This is a genomic window from Catenovulum sediminis (assembly GCF_007289895.1).
In the GTDB taxonomy this organism is placed as follows: Bacteria; Pseudomonadota; Gammaproteobacteria; order Enterobacterales; family Alteromonadaceae; genus Catenovulum; species Catenovulum sediminis.
In genome coordinates this window covers 1,246,938-1,264,712 of sequence record NZ_CP041660.1, presented here as the reverse complement: position 1 = coordinate 1,264,712, position 17,775 = coordinate 1,246,938, and the positions used below count along the sequence as shown (strand labels likewise).

General features: G+C 41.9%; 10 protein-coding genes. 7 read left to right on the top strand and 3 right to left on the bottom strand.

Annotation, left to right across the window (positions count from 1 at the left end; translation table 11 throughout):
* Positions 1 to 4: 4 nt before the first annotated feature.
* The gene (locus tag FNT16_RS04935) at positions 5 to 6,808 is read right to left on the bottom strand and encodes a starch-binding protein (RefSeq protein ID WP_143870501.1); all 6,804 of its coding nucleotides are present in this window, start codon (positions 6,806 to 6,808) and stop codon (positions 5 to 7) included.
* Between the two features lie 775 nt (positions 6,809 to 7,583).
* Between FNT16_RS04935 and FNT16_RS04930 the strand changes: the two genes are divergently transcribed.
* From FNT16_RS04930 to FNT16_RS04905, 6 genes are all read left to right on the top strand, one after another.
* Complete coding sequence (locus FNT16_RS04930; RefSeq protein ID WP_246072372.1) at positions 7,584 to 8,678, top strand: 3-dehydroquinate synthase; 1,095 nt, start codon at positions 7,584 to 7,586, stop codon at positions 8,676 to 8,678.
* A gap of 263 nt (positions 8,679 to 8,941) precedes the next feature.
* Positions 8,942 to 9,847 (top strand): UbiA family prenyltransferase, encoded by a 906-nt coding sequence (locus FNT16_RS04925; RefSeq protein ID WP_185976698.1) that lies wholly within the window; start codon positions 8,942 to 8,944, stop codon positions 9,845 to 9,847.
* Between the two features lie 9 nt (positions 9,848 to 9,856).
* Complete coding sequence (locus FNT16_RS04920) at positions 9,857 to 10,639, top strand: EboA domain-containing protein (RefSeq protein WP_143870499.1); 783 nt, start codon at positions 9,857 to 9,859, stop codon at positions 10,637 to 10,639.
* A gap of 35 nt (positions 10,640 to 10,674) precedes the next feature.
* Positions 10,675 to 11,562: a TatD family hydrolase gene (locus FNT16_RS04915; RefSeq protein WP_143870498.1), complete on the top strand. Its 888-nt coding sequence runs from the start codon at positions 10,675 to 10,677 to the stop codon at positions 11,560 to 11,562.
* Positions 11,563 to 11,567: 5 nt separating this feature from the next.
* On the top strand, positions 11,568 to 12,833 hold the full coding sequence (gene eboE / locus FNT16_RS04910; RefSeq protein WP_143870497.1) for a metabolite traffic protein EboE: 1,266 nt from the start codon (positions 11,568 to 11,570) through the stop codon (positions 12,831 to 12,833).
* Complete coding sequence (locus FNT16_RS04905) at positions 12,818 to 14,209, top strand: alkaline phosphatase family protein (protein WP_143870496.1); 1,392 nt, start codon at positions 12,818 to 12,820, stop codon at positions 14,207 to 14,209. The genes eboE and FNT16_RS04905 overlap by 16 nt, the downstream gene beginning before the upstream one ends.
* Positions 14,210 to 14,332: 123 nt before the next feature.
* On the opposite strand, the gene FNT16_RS04900 is transcribed toward FNT16_RS04905, so the two are convergent.
* Together FNT16_RS04900 and metJ are read right to left on the bottom strand one after the other, a co-directional pair.
* Complete coding sequence (locus tag FNT16_RS04900) at positions 14,333 to 15,787, bottom strand: RICIN domain-containing protein (protein ID WP_143870495.1); 1,455 nt, start codon at positions 15,785 to 15,787, stop codon at positions 14,333 to 14,335.
* Between the two features lie 259 nt (positions 15,788 to 16,046).
* On the bottom strand, positions 16,047 to 16,376 hold the full coding sequence (metJ, locus tag FNT16_RS04895) for a met regulon transcriptional regulator MetJ (RefSeq protein WP_143870494.1): 330 nt from the start codon (positions 16,374 to 16,376) through the stop codon (positions 16,047 to 16,049).
* 159 nt (positions 16,377 to 16,535) lie between these two features.
* On the opposite strand from metJ, the gene metB reads away from it, so the two are divergent.
* Positions 16,536 to 17,690: a cystathionine gamma-synthase gene (metB, locus tag FNT16_RS04890; RefSeq protein ID WP_143870493.1), complete on the top strand. Its 1,155-nt coding sequence runs from the start codon at positions 16,536 to 16,538 to the stop codon at positions 17,688 to 17,690.
* The last annotated feature ends 85 nt before the right edge of the window (positions 17,691 to 17,775 follow it).

Here is a 17,775-nt window from a genome sequence, read left to right as displayed (position 1 = left end):
CCTTTTATTTACGCAAAGTGAAGTTGCTGGTTTGTGTAAATTGAATCATGAGATCTAGCAGGCTGGTATTGCTTCCATTTTTGAAGCTGTCACCAAACACCTGCAAAGTACAAGCGTCTTCAGAAGCTTCGTGTACACCACGGGAATACCTAAACCATTGTCTTGCATAACAAGCCTTGCCATGGGCGCTGTCGGCAACTAACGATGCTAATTCGTTGATCCCTTGGTAATTTACAACCGCTTCACTGGCTGACAAGAATGTTTCCGCAGAGTTTAAGCTACCAATATAACCGCTCGAATCTATTGCTTTGACACTGCCATCATCCGTTGTTTCAGTTGTTACATACTGGCCAAACGCGTTGTAGTTTTCAAAACCGAAACCAATACCATCTATAAATTGATGGCATGATTCGCATCCGTCTTGTAAATGCGCATGTTCAAACCTTTCACGCACGGTTAGTGATGGATCTTCTTGTGGTTTTAGAACCGCCCCAATCGGTGGTGGTGGGAAATCTTGACACATCAGGTTTTTACGCACAAATAACCCTCGTTTAACTGGGTGCGTTTTTTCAGATGCCGATTGGATTGCTAATATACCAGCATGACCTAATAAACCTGCACGCTCACCATTACTCTCGTTGGGATCATACTCAACGCGCTGCCAGCCTGTTCCACCTGGCCATTGGAAGCCATAGTGGTTAGCAAGTTGCTCTGTCATGTAACTGTATTGTGCTGTCAGTAACTCGTTGTAATTACCGCCATTGAATACAGTACGTCGGACAAATTCTATGGTTTCTTGTTTCATATCTGCTTTTAGGTTGTCATTCAGTTCAACGGTTTTAATATCTTTGTCTAAACTAAGCCAACCCTCGATAAAGCGTTCAAATGCAACTTCAGCTTTATTGTCTTGCAGCATTAGACTGACAGTATTCGCTATTTCTGCGGATGTACTAAGCTCACCAGCATCAGCCTTCGCCATCAACCAAGAATCAGGCGTGGTTGCCCAGTAGGTATACGATAGTAAACTCGCGACTTCGTAATCTGTTAGCTCATAGTAACCATCTGCTCTTGGCTCACCAACCTCAGAACGGTAGAGCATAGCAGGTGAAGATAAGATAGTAGATAACAGCGCCAATTGACCTTGGTCGTTATAAACCGAGGTTAAGCTTGTTCTTTCCGAGGCTGTCAATGGACGACGGAATGCACGTTTTGCAAAATCATCTAAGAAGCAATTAATCTCATTGCAAGCAGATGTCAGGTCATACATATTGTTGACCATAGCAGCAGCTGCTTCCGCGGCGGTTACATAACCTTTTGCATAATCATTGGTAAAGACAGTATTGGCATTGGTTTTAAAGCCATTTGCTGGGATATCTGCAGGTATACGTCCACTGGTCACGTCAATATCCTGTGTCAAGGCTAAAAGATCCCGTACAGAATTATTGTATTCAAGTGTTGATAGTAACCGGTAGTTTCTGTCTTGCGGTACAATATCATTTAAGTCGTCAATACTGCATACGTTGGCAGGCGCTGTGAAAGCTTCGGCTAAGATCATCGCTGCAGTACTAGAGGCACATTCACCGGTACAAGCGGCTGCATTACCCATTGGCATATTAGTTTCAATATAACTGGTCAGTTCGCTTAAGGTATATGTGCCGGCTAGACCGGTTAAAGGTGGATTAGCGTTACCTTCGTTGCCGTGACACCCCGCACAACCCGTATCTGTATAATATTGACGTCCAGCCAAATGCTCATCTCTTACAGAGTCATATACAGCCAGTAATGTATAAGATAAGGCGTCACCAACAACCATCTGTGTTGTTTCGCTGTTCGCATCAACCAAATATGCAACACCGGAACCTTCCCACTGTGCAAACTCTAACCCGGTTCCTGCTGTATCTGCTTGAATGTCAACTACGGTGCCAGGTACAAATAACTTACCGCTTAAATTATCACTGCCAGATAAAGTAATTGTGCCATTACCCACTTGGATTTGAGTGCCAGTTTCAACGCCATTACCTATAGCGGGCGCAGTCAACCATTGCTCATCGTACCAATTTTCAGTATAGATGCTGGCGGTTAAATCTGCAGTTTGGTTTGCGCCATCATTATTAAAGATGATATTGAAATCACCATTGCTGTTGGACCAGTTATTCGAAATAAATAAACGCAACCAAGAACCTCCTAAGTCTGTCGCAGTTTGAGTGATAAGTGAGCCTGGCCAAGCATCACTGTGTGTCGACAAAGCGCCAGCTTCGTTGGACCAAATGTAGGCTCTAGGGGTAGCCCAATTTTCGGGTTTATTAAAATAAAGGTATTGACCTGCGCCTAGGTTTTCTACTAAAACACTTGCTACCAATCCTTGATGGGTTACGGATATTGTCGTTGTGCCAGCCGTATTCCCAGCTGTGACCACTCCCGAACTAGAAACAGTAGCAATGTTGTCATTAGCACTTTGCCAACTCGAGCTTAACGTGACACCTAAAGTATCATCGCCCGCTGTTGCTATGGCAACCAGTTGTTTTGTTTCAGTCGCGCGCAAGCGCACGTTTACTTCACTGACAATATTTAGGGTTTCGATTGCCGCTTCAGCTTGTGTCGTCGCATCGGCTTCGACAGGGACTGAGTTGGCATTTTCTCCGCTGGCAACCACCCGATAATAATAGTGAGTTGACGAAGCAAGACCCGAGTCAATGTAGTTTTGTGAATTGGCTGCAAGCGTTTTTATTAGGCTGTAAGGCCCTGCTGATGTAGTTGCACGACTAATCTGATAACTTACTTCATCATTGGCATTATCAGTCCAGCTTAATGAAATGCTTTCTTTAGAGGTTGCTGTGGCAGTTAAATTACTAACTTGCTCAGGCCCCGCCACCACAGTCAATGTAATATCGCCACTAAAACCACCGCTAGATGCGGTAATGGTAGCACTGCCTTGATTATGTGCTGAGACACTGACGGTACCATTGTCGCCTGTAACTGAAATGATATTTTCATTGCTGGATACCCAAGAAACCGAATCGGTGGGTATCACTTCAAAATCATTACTATACAACGCGAAAGCCGAGACTTCTAAGCTTGCACCAATACCAACTAGGGTCGAGCTTGCTCTAACAGACATTGCAATTTGGCTGACGCCTTGTGCATCAATCCATAGACGCATAATTTCCTCGGCGAGCGGGTTACTTAACTCACTGCCTTTAGGCATACGATTCGCGTCATCATTTTGATAGGTATACAGCAAACTTGCAGTATGATCGAACGGCAGCATTCGATATACACTGCCTCGCTTAACATTCATAATGTCCATATCTGTAACGGCCGTTGCATAATTAAGATCCATCAAACTGCCATCGTGACAATGTGAACAGTTAGTTTCTAAGTAAGCTCTGGCTCTACTATCAATGCTGGCGCTGTTATCGCTTGGATCGGGTAGCGTTGGATAATTTGCAGCAAATCCGATATTGCTATCAAACAAGCCAATTTGATTAAAAGCGTCAAGTTGGTTTTCATTGAAGCCTTGATAATTATAACTTTTATTGAGTTGTTCGCTGTTAACAGCAAGTGGTTCTTTGCTGCCCGTGCCTAAATGGCAAGATGTACATTCAGCGCCAGAGCGCACGCGTCTGTCATGGTTGAGCGTGGCACCTTGATAAAATTGATCAACGTTTGCGGTAAATGCTTGTTCAACTAAATTAGCGTCTGTTCCTTCATTATTCCAATGGTAGTTTGCTGCCGCCCAGTTACCCGAGTTTTGTTTAAACAAAACTGAGGTTTCAAAAGCGCTAGTCTCAGATACTGTGATGGGAAGTTCTAAGTGTTTAACCAACACAGAGCCAACGGGTAAATCCCATAGGTTGTCAGCAGAAAAGGCGATCGTTGAATCATTCGGAATGGCGATAAAGTGTCTGCTTTGCAAACCGTCAAACCAACCATCAGAATTGACCTCATACTCTATTACACCATGTGCCGGTATCCGGTTTACTAAATCTGCAAACAATCCGGTTTCGGATAATTTAGCGGGCACAACCGCCGCTTGGACATCGCTGTCTACCATCCGGTAAATTGTAGATAAACCTCCATATTCAGCACCATGTGAGCTGATAAATACTTCTTCACCGGCGACATCGGTACCAAAAGAGCTAATGTTGCTCGGAAATGCATCACTTACCAATACATCGGTATCACCTTCTGCGGCAGACCAGATTTTTTTACTGACATAGTCGCCGTAAATAAAGCGACCTGAAAGAGCTGGCAACTGAGTACCGCGGTAGACAAAGCCACCAATAATTGAAACTGAACCTGTATCATGACTATAACCGCCTATTGGTGCTGTGAGATCATTATCACAGCTACGGGTATTGTTTGGATCACCACCATTATTGCCTCTGTGGTTTAAACCTTCACAGATAGGCCAGCCATAATTATTGCCTGCATTAATTATATTAACTTCCTCGAAACCAGCTTGACCGATTTCTGTTTCCCACAAGGTATATGGCAGAACTGTATCAAACGCCCAGCGCCAAGGGTTTCTATGGCCGTATGACCAAATTTCATCGCGCACATTCGGATTGTTTACAAAAGGATTATCATTCGGAATATCATAATAAAGTCCCTGCGCATTGGGGGTATCGCGCATTTGCAAACGAATAAAACTACCGCGTAAGTTATCAGTTTCTTGCGAGCTATTGTTCGTTCTGGGATCGGGTTGAGTTGGTACCAGTGCGGTATCGCCATAAGCGCCATCACCAATACTTAAATAGAACTCACCACTGGAGGGGTGAAAATCCATCATACCGCCTTTATGGTCTGGACCTGGTTGCGGAATACGTAAAATTTCTATTCTGTTGTTTGCCGCGGTTGGGAAAAATGTATCATTGAGTGTTATACGCTCCAATACCGCATCGCCAAACACTCCATTATCACTTTCATTGTCATTATCACCTTCGATATAGTAGATATAAGCGAAGCCGTTGTTGGCAAAATTAGGATGGAAGGCCACGGACAATAAACCTTGTTCATGGTAGTCGCGAACTTCGGTTGAGATATCCAACAGGGTTTGTACTTGAGAAACGGTGACGTCTTTGTCATTTGGAAAAACGGACAGAGTGCCCTTTTTATCAACCACATAGATCAAATCGTTGACACCATCATGCGTCACCATAACGGGTGAAGAAAATAATCCATTGAGTGCCGGAAAAGCAGGTTCAAATTGATAATTGCCAGAAGATACACTACCTGATAATGGGAAATTTAATTGAGTCGCTAAATTTGGACGTTCCGGTATCGCTTGAGTTGCATTAACAACCTCTAATTCAAAACTGTCGCTGCTGCCATTAGCCAGTGTCATGGTGACTGTAAATGTGCCTGTTTGAGTAAGAAGAGGGGTGACAACATGGCGACCGGTCAAATCACCCGACCAAGCATCGCTAGACCAGGCAGTACCCGTGGTATCACCGGCAGATGCCGCGGCCGATAATGCAATTCTAGTATTCTGGTTGGCTTTTCGATCGGTGCCAGCATTGGCACTTGAAGCTTGCGGGATCCCGCAGGCTTGCGGCGTCATCCAAACACCATTGTTGTAACAAAGGGCATTTTGAGAAAATACCAAATCGGCTGTTTGGTTAGTACCATTCTGGCTAAAAATAACGTTTCCTTCGGTGACATTTTCAGGGAGGTCTAGGTACCAAATATCTAAACCGCCAAAATCTGATAAAACTGCACCCGGCCAATTTGTATCGGCAAGACTGCCAGCTGGTAAAGCGTCCCAGACGTGTGCATTGACCGGATTCATATTTTGCGTATTGATATAATAGAGCGCTTTGCCGTTAGGGTAATTATAGGTGGGCTCAGCTAGTGTAAAACCACAATCCTGCAGACTGACCCATACACCATTTTGCAAGCACTGGTTGGGGGCCGTCGCAACTAAATCAGCTGTTTGATTGGCACCATTGTCATTAAAAATGACTTTGATAGAATCGAACTCTGCCGCTGTATCAAAACAAAAGTAATTGCCTTTATTGACCATAGCTTCGCCTGGCCAATTCGTGTTGGCAAAAGCGCCAACAGGCGCAGCGTCCCAAAGGTAAATGGTTGGATTTGCAAACCCCGCGGCATTGTCATAACAAATTGCTGTCGTGCTAACGCTTTCACCGTTTGAATTTGCAATAACGGTGATTTCAACTTCATCTGTTGCAATTGCACCCAGATTATCGGTGACGGTTAAGGTAACAAGGTAGGTCCCCGCAGTATTATAAACCAAACTAGGAGCGACACCTGTTAGCCCGTTATCCCATTGATAATCGGTAATTGAGCCATCTAAATCGGAAGAGTTAGAGGCGTCGAAAAATACAGTATCGCCGGTCATAACTGTTATATCATTGCCGGCATTAGCAACTGGAGCTTGGTTGGTCTGAATTAACCCGCAATTTTCAAGGCTAGTCCAATTATTATTTTGGTAGCAGGTTGCGTTTCCTTGCATATATAAGTCTGCTGTCTGCTGATTACCGCTGTCACTGAATATGACATTAAGTGACGTCACATTTGTGCCCGGATCATAACAGTAGAAGTTTCCTTCAACTGTCATATTGACACCTGGCCATTGTGTGTTCGCAATTGTGCCAGCAGGGTTCGCATTCCACATATGTATGGTTGGATTGGCGTAACCATTTAAATTGTCATAGCAGATTGATGTATTGTTAACTGCAGCATTTGATGTACCGCAACCAACAATTGCCGACAATAAAACCGTCGACAACAGATAGTATAACAAGGAGCCTATGTTGCTCCTTTTGTCCTTTGTTGTGTTCATATACCCACCTGAAAATGTATTGTGTGTGAAGTGAAAAGCGCTTGTTTGATTAACTGTGAAAATCAGCAAGTTCAGAGCTTTCTATCAAAAGCTACCACAGGATATTTGTTTAAACTATGTGTTGATTATGTTAATGGGTCGTTCGAACCAGAGTTCTGGTTAATTCGGTTTTTACACCTTGATATTAATTTAATTGTTAACAAGTCAATTGAGGTTAGTGAAATGTTAGAAGAAAAACGGTCGAGTTTTTCATAATTTAATCTTATTGATTTTTGATTAAACTCAATACTAATCAATGTCTTATGTTTTTATTTTGGTTTTTTCTTTTATGAATTAAACTCATCATATTTGAATGGTTAGAGGGGTTGTGGTATAACGATTTCCTTCTCTGATAAGAAGCAGTTTGTTCGACAAATGAGAGAAGCTCGGTTATTTTAGGTTGCAGTTGGCAATTTTAGAGATTTACTTTTTGTAACTTTAAGTTATTGATAAGTAAGGGTTAATTTATTTTTGTTAGGGTGTTTTTTTAACCTGTTAAGGTTGCATACGTATTCATTGATTGGTTTTTATGAATACGTATTCAATTGTTTTTTATGAATGTAGGCGCTAGCTTGGCTTGATCACGCATTTTGTGTAATAAATGTTAATTAGTCCAGTGTTAAGGTGTTAATATCTAATGCAAGTGATTCGGCTTTAAAGACAAGTTCAACAATTTTAGAGTAGGTTGCTGGACCGATAGAATGGAGCGCTGGCTATTTTAGTAGATGAGGTTTGAATGGTGGATAATCAACAGAGTAGACAACTTATACAACAATCTTTCGCTGTGCGTTTTGATTACCCCGTTTTGTTTACCCGAAATGCATTTGATGTAAATAATGGTGAGCTAACAGAGCTTCTTCGTATTGATAAAACGGATACCAAAGTCTTACCTGTATTAGATGAAGGGTTACTGGCAGCAACGCCCGAATTAGTTGAAAAAATTCAATCTTATTTTGCCAAGCTAGATGTCAAATTATTACCCGCTATATCAATGCCAGGCGGAGAGGCCTGTAAAAACGATCCGACATTGATGGATGTGATATACAACGCGGTCGAAAAATATGCTATCGATAGACACTCTTATATTTTAGTGATTGGCGGCGGAGCGGTGGTCGATGCGGTTGGCTATGCTGCTGCAACGGCGCATCGAGGCATTAGACTCATTCGTATGCCTAGTACTGTGCTAGGGCAAAATGATGCTGGTGTTGGTGTTAAAAATGCAATTAATTACCACAAGCGAAAAAACTACTTGGGGACTTTTGTTCCACCTTACGCTGTTATTAATGATTATGCTTTGTTGGATAGTTTAGAAGCGCGAGACAAAAGGGCCGGCATTGCTGAGGCGGTGAAAGTTGCTTTAATTAAAGACAGAACATTTTTCGACGAGCTTTACGAGCAAAAAGAAGAGCTGGCACAGTTTTCAGCGTCTGCAATGGAAAATATGATTTATCAAGGTGCTAAGTGGCATTTGCAGCATATTGCTCATAGTGGGGATGCTTTTGAACATGGCTCAGCAAGGCCACTTGATTTTGGTCACTGGTCAGCACATAAATTGGAAGAGTTATCTAACAACGAATTGCGCCACGGAGAAGCAGTCGCAATAGGTATTGCTTTGGACACTATCTATTCTTGCAAAATGGGCTATTTGAGCGAACCAGAAATGATTAAAGTTATTTCTCTACTCGATACTTTAGGGTTTGAATTGTCTCATCCGGTTATTTATCAAATGGATGTCAAAAAAGCGCTTGATGAATTTAAAGAGCATTTAGGGGGGATTTGTGTATTACCCTATTGCATGAAATTGGTCGTGGATTTGAAGCTCACGAGATAGATTTAGCGACTATGCAAGATGCCATTCAGGCGCTGCAATTAGATGAATTAGGCAACTTAACAGCGGCTTAGATGGGGGCGGGTTGTTAATCTGTATTTGAAATTTAACCCATCTATCATTTGCTTTGAGACTTCTCGAAATTGGATAAAATCGGACTGGATTGGCACTTTTTCGGCGCTTTACCGTGCTGTTCGGATGAAATCTGGATTTTTTCTGATCACCGTAGTAGTGTAAAAAATTATCGATAAAATGTGGTAAGTAATTTGAAAGCAACAACTAAAGCATATTTACAGTTGATTAGAGCGCCCAACGGCATTTCTGCAATCAGCAATATACTGGCAGCTGCCGTTATCGTGTCGGCCGGACAAATTGACTTTAGTCTTGTATTTTTAATTTTTGCCAGCTTGTTTTTATACTATGCCGGTATGGCGCTCAATGATTGCTTGGATTATCGTGAAGACTTGCAAGAACGTGCTTTCAGACCGCTTCCCAGCGGACAAATCAAGCTTAGACATGCGTGGATACTCGTGGTTTGTGCTACGCTGATTGGCTTAGCATCGAGTTGGGCTTTTTCTCCTCAAAGTTACACCAGTTTGTATGTTGCAGGTGCTTTGCTGTTGGCCATTATCATTTATGATGGTGTGATTAAAGGGGGTTTTTTAGGCGCTTTATGTATGGGCGCGTGTCGTTATTTTAATTGGTTATTAGGCGCTAGCTTTATTGGCGTTTTATCGCTGCAAACCAGTGTAATGCCATTTTTGGTGGCGATCCCGATTTTTGTCTACATCACCGCACTGACTTTTTTAAGTAAACAAGAAACGCAAGCGGATAACAAAAAAGTCTTATTTGTCGTATCAGCACTATTATTAACAGGCTGTGGTTTTATGTTTTACTTAGCGCTTGTTGTTTTTGAGCTAACGGCCACCCAACAAATTACTAGTTTACTATTATTGATAAGCTGCTTCATAACCGTGTTATGGCGTTTATACCAGTTGTGGCAAGCTTATACACCAACGAATATTCAAAATATGATTCAATGGATGTTAATTGCTGTTATTCCGTTGGATGCCATGATGGTTGCTTTGTCGGGGCAGTACATCTGGTCACTGATTATCTTGACTTTATTGGTACCATGTCGATTGTTAAGCAAACGATTGTATATGACTTAGTGAATGACCATGAATTATACTGAATTGCACAAAAAATTAATGCCAATATTGACAGTGCAACTGGCGCAAACTTCCCTAGATTGGTTGACAGAAGGGTTGCAAGCTTGTCAGGTCAATGATTCACACGATACGCTAGACGAACTGCTTTTTTATTCGGCCAGTGCTAAACGCAAACTTAAAACCAGCAGCGACGTGGTCATTGAGTTGGAAGATCGATCTTTCGCTTTGGTAGAATTAGTTCGAATTCTGTTAATTGCTAAAAGCTTGGATTGCGAACAAATTGCTGCACAAACAAAATCTTATTATCAGTTTGCTGATGAAAGCGAAAAATGTGCCTTATTGAAAGGGTTAAATTGGTTAGACGCGTCAGGTGATGCGGTACAGATTGCGATTCGTGCTGCTCGCTGTAACAGTTTGGTCGAGTTCTCAGCGCTGGCTTTAGACAATCCTTACCCCAGTTCGTTTTTCCCTGCACTAAACTATAACCAATTGGTGCTTAAGGCTATATTTATGGGCTTGGATATCTCTAAGGTTATTAATTTGCAAACACGCTTAAATCAAAATTTATCCAATATGTGTTTTGCCTACTTGATAGAGCAGGCGCTTGCGCAAAGAACGCCGCCAGCTTCCATATGGTTAGCAATCCGTCTAGCTGATTTAAATGCAGAGCATTGTAATCAAGCAAAACAGTATATCGAACATTTTTATCATGGTTGTTCACAGCATCAATTGCAGATTGAACAAATGCTGCAAATACAAGACAAAGACTTATTCGCTGAGTTAAAACATTAATTTAAGCAGTGCAAAAACTGTACTAAGGGTACTTCATGAACTTTTTTGATCCACATATCCATATGTTATCTCGCACCACAGATGACTATCAGAATATGGCTGAGGCAGGTATTGTCGGTATCATCGAACCGGCTTTTTGGCTTGGACAACCACGCACTCAAGTCGGCTCTTTTATTGATTATTTTGATACCTTGATAGGTTGGGAGCATTTTCGGGCATCTCAGTTTGGCATAATGCATTTTTGCACTATGGGCCTTAACCCCAAAGAATCGAATGACGTCGAGCTGGCAGAGGCCGTGATGAAATTATTACCGCGCTATTGTCAAAAAGATAATGTAGTGGGTATAGGTGAAATTGGCTACGACGACATGACACCCGAAGAAGATCGTTTTTTGTGTGAGCAACTGGAATTGGCCAAAAAGCTGGACTTACCTGTACTGATCCACACACCACACCGCGATAAAGTGAACGGTACCAAACGAACCATTGACGTTATTAAAGAAAGCGGGATAGCAGAAGAAATGGTGTTAATTGACCATTTGAATGAACAAACGCTGCCTTTGGTTCTAGAAACTGAATGTTGGCGTGGACACAGTATTTATCCAAATACCAAAATGTCAGAACCGCGTATGGTTAACCTATTAAAAGAATATGGTTTGGAAAAAATGATCGTAAACAGTGCTGCGGATTGGGGGATAAGCGATCCTCTGAAAGTGCCAAAAACAGCTCAAGCTATGTTGGAGTCTGGCTTCTCGGAGGCAGACGTTGAAACGGTTACCTTTAACAACCCAATTAACTTTTTTGCACAAAGCGGTCGTATTTCAATAGATATGGTGAAAAAGCCACTTATTGATCAAACTAAAACCTACAATGATAACCGTGTAACACGAGGCCAAGAGCCTGTTATTGAAAAGAAATTATAAGTCTCGTGCAATCTTCAATACAAGCTCCAACAAACAAATGGCAAGCCCATGAGCTTGCCTATTGTAGCAATGTCCACCCCGGTGATGAGCTACCGGCCGTTATGGATAATTTAGTGTCTTTTTTTCAACCGGTACGGCAGCAAAGGCAGTTGGAGCAAATGGCTTCTGGTTTGTGGCTGTCTGCCAATACGGTGAAAAAATTATCGGGTATTCATGCGCATAATCAACTTGCTGCATTTAAGGCGTCACTTGTTCAAAATGGTGTGCGCTTAACCAGTTTAAATGGTTTTCCGTATGGTGATTTCCATCAGGATGTCGTTAAACAGAAAGTTTATTCTCCGTGTTGGGCGACACAAGCAAGACTCGATTATAGCGTTGAACTTGCAACAATATTGGCCGACTGTTTACCTGAAGGTAAAACTTCGGGGGCAATTTCTACTTTGCCATTAGGTTATGCCGTCAATTGGTCTGATACGCATCAATACAAAGCTGTACAAAACCTGCTACGTTTGATTTGGCAACTTGAGCGGCTGGAACAAAAAAGCGGAAAGTGTATTCGTTTTGCGTTAGAGATGGAACCCGATTGTGTATTGGAAGAAACGCAACAATTAATCAATTTTTTTCATCAGCATCTAATTCCACAAGCAAAATTGCAAGGGATAGCAGAAAACACTGTGCTGCGATATCTAGGCTGTTGTTACGACACTTGTCATCAAGCGGTAATGTTTGAAGATTGCCAACAGTCATTAAATGCTATCCATAGTGCGGGTATTGTTGTTGCGAAAATACAAATCTCCAATGCATTATCTGTTAGGTTAGAAAATAAAGCTCAGGTTGACGCCTTGTGCCATTTATTCTCCGATAAAAAATTTTTGCACCAGTGCAAAATTATGCTGCCGGACGAAAACCACAAAAAAAATCAGATGGTTAGCTTGCCAGATTTAGACCAGTCTGAGTTAGCTCTGTTGCTGAAGCAATATGACTGCTTGCAATGCCGCATTCACTATCATGTCCCGATCCATAAAAAAAATATTCAAATCAATGAACATTTTGAAGTTTTAACGACACAAGATGCAATTTTAAGTACGCTCGACTTTTTATCCGCGCATAAAAATCTTAAACCAGAACTTGAAATTGAAACTTATACATGGCTCAACTTTTTGCATCAAGGCGCATTATCCAGTGGCGATCTGATTACGGGCTTGGTACAAGAATTTGATTTTTTAACCCAATATATGCAGCAAAAAGGCTTGTTATGTCCAAACCGTTAGTTGTTCTGAATATTGTTGCTTTAAGCCCTTATATGTTGGGTGAAAATACACCTAACTTAAATAAACTTCTGAGCAAAGGGTATAGCGCACATCCACTGAAAGAAGTTTTCCCGGCCGTCACAACCACCTCGCAGGCGTGTATGTTAACGGGTAAAAAGCCGGCAGAGCATGGTATTGTAGCCAATGGTTGGTACTTTAAAGAGCTAGCAGAAGTGGGTTTTTGGAAACAGGCTAATCAGCTGGTACAAAGTGATAAAATTTGGGATAGCTTAAAAGCCACACAGCCAGAATTTAAAGTATCTAAATTATTTTGGTGGTACAACATGTACGCCAATGTTGATGCGAGTATTACGCCGCGGCCGCATTATTTAGCGGATGGCGGCAAGATATTTGACTGCTATTCAACACCTGCAGGTTTACACCAAACGATTGAGCAAAAAATCGGTACTTTCCCGTTTTTTAATTTTTGGGGACCTAAAGCGGGCATAGGTGCAAGTAAATGGATTGCAAAAGCGGCCAGCGAAGAGTTTAGGATGCATCAACCCAACCTGCAGCTTGTATACTTGCCTCATTTAGACTATTGCCTGCAAAAGTGGGGGCCGGACGACAGTCGCATCGCTGCAGAAATTTCAGCAATTGATGCGGTCGTTGGTGAGTTGATGGATGACTTAGCTGAATTCAATCCGCATTATATGATTGTCTCCGAATACGGCATCACGGCCGTTAATAAGGTTGTTCACCTAAATCGAGTTTTACGGCGTGCAGGTTATATTCGGGTGCGTGAAACCAAAAGCCGTGAAAATTTAGATTGCGGAGCATCGACGGCTTTTGCCGTAGCCGATCATCAATGTGCCCATATTTATCTGAATGATCAGCATCAGTTAGCCGAAGTTAAGCAATTGATTGCCGAGCAAGAGGGGGTTGAGCAGGTACTGGATAAATCAGAGCAGGCTGAACGGGGGCTGGCACATGAGAGAAGTGGGGATTTGTTGGTTGTGAGTACAAGTGACGCTTGGTTTAGTTACTATTTTTGGTTGGACGATGACAAAGCGCCCGATTATGCCAGAACCATCGATATTCACCGTAAACCCGGTTATGATCCGGTTGAAATGTTTATTGATCCAAAAATCAAATTTCCATTGCTGAAAATGATCGGCAAAGTACTGAAAAAGAAACTAGGTTTTCGGATGTTAATGGATGTCATCCCATTAACGCCTGAGTTAATTAAAGGCAGCCACGGCCGCTTAGCTGATGATCCGCAAAAAGGTGCGATTTTAATGTTACCTAACTCGTTAAAAGAGTCGTTGCCAAGAAATAACAATGAATATCAAATGCAAGATGTATATGCTTTGATAGAAAAGTATTTTCAGCAGTAGAGGTGCAAATAAATTGTACCAAAAAAGGGGGCAACATGATGCTTACCCCCTTATTCCCGATTTATTCCCGAACGTTTGTTAATACTGCAACCTGTGTTTTATCAAGCATTTTGGCTGTGCTGATTATTGTGCAACTAATTGAAATATCTGATTGTTGTTGCCAGATATGCATTCCCACTGTAATACATTTGCACCATTTGCATTAGACAGCGCTTCTACGTCCAAACATAAATCACTCTTTCGATTTATAATGCGCCACAAACCATTGCCGGCACTTTGAAATCTAAATTGTTGATTTGTCCCAGCCCAATACTGCCAAAGCATAACATTGGCTCCATTATTGGACGATGCTGAGTCAACGTCTAGTGCTAGATCGGGGGCATTTACCGGTGAAATTTTATGCCAGATCCCATCAACAGTTGAAATATTAAATTTTTGGCAATCATTATTGAGCCAAGACCATTGTTGTATGTTACTCCCGCTGCTTGAACCGCAACTGGCAACATCTATTGATTTACCACTGTGCAGGGGAGTAATTCTATACAGACCATTTATTGAGCCATTATTGATTGTACCTCCTGGTGGCGTACCCACTTGTGAACAACCTGAAACACTAATACTTGAATTATCAGTTCGGACTAGTTGACAGTTGGGGTTACCATTTGCCACAGTGCCTGCCAAAACATGGGTATCAGATGCGTCTTCCAAAAAGATACCATGCGAGGTTGTCGTATCAATATCAACATAATTAACTGTTGTACCATAACTACCGCTAACACTGAAAAAACCGCGGCCTGAATTACGTGAGTAAACACTGTCCACGCTGACATTTGGTCCATTTCCATTTGCAACTCTAAAGGTCGCATAACCGCCACCCCAGTTGTTGTAATGGCCCACCACATTGCCAACGGTGCCATTTCGGGAGTCATTTAACAGCAAACCACAGCCACCGGAGTTACTGACAGTTACATCCCCTATGGTAAAACCATCGATGCCGTAAGTTTCTACACCATGTGTGGTTGAGCCATTTATATCAATATTGCCCTGAATGGTTAAATTAGAAGCCGGACCTGTAGAAGCGTCAACTCTGATACCTAAACCCACAGCATTGTGTGGACTCAGATCCATGCTGATATTTTCCAATATAATATTTGAACAGCCTCGAAACCAAATACCATATCTTGGATTGCCCACAACATGTAAATTTCGCACTGTAATATTATCCCGTCGATCGCAATAAACAGGTACAACCAAGTCACCGCCGTTTGCATTGACCTGGTGACCGTGAAAATCAAGTGTTTGACCGGCCATTGGGCGGATCGCGTAAACATTCCCTCCGTCCGGGCCGCTGTCACCGGAATTACGAATATTAATTGTGCCAGCACCCATATTGTTGGCTGCTGCATTGATAGCTTCAAAATAACGCAAACCCTGATAAACAGCAGCGCCGTCAACACGAGCTAACCAAGAGCCATCGGTATTGCGTGTTACTTCGGCATCTGCAAATGCATTGCATTGCCAGAAAGTTGTAAAACATACAAGGCAAAAAATGAGCGCCTTACTAATTTGTGATTTCATATAACTTTTCCTTTTAAAAACATTTGTTGTGTTTAAGTGTTTAGCGGTTTGAATTTCTAATAACCTTCAATTTTTCGAGTGAGGGTTAGTAAAATCAATTACCACTAGCAAGGATAGTATAAAATGTGATCAGTTTGGATCTTTTTTGATTGATTGTGATTTTAACTGAGTGTTTTTGTTTTTGTGAGACTTGAACTAAATGAAAAGAATAAAGTAAGGCTGGCGAAAAATGGAAATATTTGTTGATGCCCAAGTTGTGTTAATCTTTCGGCAACTCATCTTCTTCTTCAAACTCTATCCCCATGTCTGTCATGATCTGGCGTGCTTCTTTGGGAATTCTATGAACACTTTCTTTGCTTAGATCTTCATCAGTTGGTAGTGGCTGACCAGTGAATGCGTGTAAAAATGCTTCACACAACAACTCGCTATTTGTTGCATGTTTTAAGTTATTTATTTGGCGACGTGTGCGCTCATCGGTTAATACTTTTAAGACGTTTGTCGGAATAGAAACGGTAATTTTTTTTACTTTTTCACTTTTTTTGCCGTGTTCAACGTACGGGTGTATATAATTTCCGTTCCACTTTGCCATAATAAATCTTTCACTTGTTTATTCGACGTTTAACCGCCGTTGATTATATAATCAAGGCCAAATTCGTCAATCTGTTCTGAAATGGCTTGACCGCATACACGCTAAACGATACATTTTAGACGTATAGACGTCTAAAATAAACCTGAGCAGCCATAATATATGAGTAAAAAAAATCTAGCAACCATCGCTGTGCGCGGTGGCATCGAAATTGACGGCCAATATAATGCTGTTGTACCGCCTATCTATTTGTCCAGCACATATGCTTTTAAAGGTTTTAATGAAAAAGGACCTTACGACTATAGCCGTTGTGGCAACCCATCTCGCGATGTACTGGCCAATACACTGGCTGAGTTAGAACAAGGTGAGCATGGCATAGTTACTGCAACAGGTACAGCTGCAATTCACTTGGTTTGCCAATTATTACGTCCAGATGATTTATTGGTGGTGCCACATGATTGTTACGGTGGCAGTTACCGCTTGTTTGTCAATCTGGCACAACGGGGCGCTTTTAAACTGCAGGTTATTAATCAAACAAATCCACAAGAATTAGATGCTGCGTTTGCTGCTAAGCCTAAAATTATTTGGGTAGAAACACCCAGTAATCCATTGTTGCGCATTACTGATTTAAAAGATATTTGCCAACGTGCGAAAGCGAGCGATACCCTGGTCGCTGTTGATAATACCTTCTTATCTCCGGTCTTCCAGCAGCCTTTGACTTTAGGCGCGGATATGGTGGTGCATTCAACCACTAAATACATCAACGGCCACAGCGATGTTGTAGGTGGTGTGGTTGTGACCAAAACTAAAGAGTTGGGTGAAGAGTTAGCTTGGTGGGCAAATTGCATCGGTATCACTGGCAGTGCTTTTGATAGCTATTTGACTTTACGTGGTGTTCGCACATTAGTGCCGAGAATGAAACAACATCAAGAAAACTCGCTCGCGTTGATAAAAGTATTATCAGAGCATCCAGCAGTGGAAGTGGTTTATCATCCAAGTTTGCCATCTCATCCCGGGCATGAAATTGCCAAAGCGCAACAATTGGGATTTGGTGCTATGCTGAGTTTTGAATTAAAAGGAACAACCAAAGAAGTCACGCAATTCATCGCGGCGTTAGAGCATTTTTCGTTGGCCGAATCTTTGGGGGGGACAGAGAGTTTAGTCTGTCATCCAGCCACTATGACACATGCTGCGATGGACGAAACCGCACAGTTAAAAGCTGGCATTACACAAAATTTGGTTCGTTTCTCGGTTGGAATTGAGGATAGCGATGAGTTAGCTGCAGATGTGAAACAAGCATTGGATTCATTAAGCTAATTTTTAAATGCAAACTGAATGTATAAATATTCACAAAAACTGAATATGTATTCACTATTGACTTGAGTTATTGGTTTAACTTGGT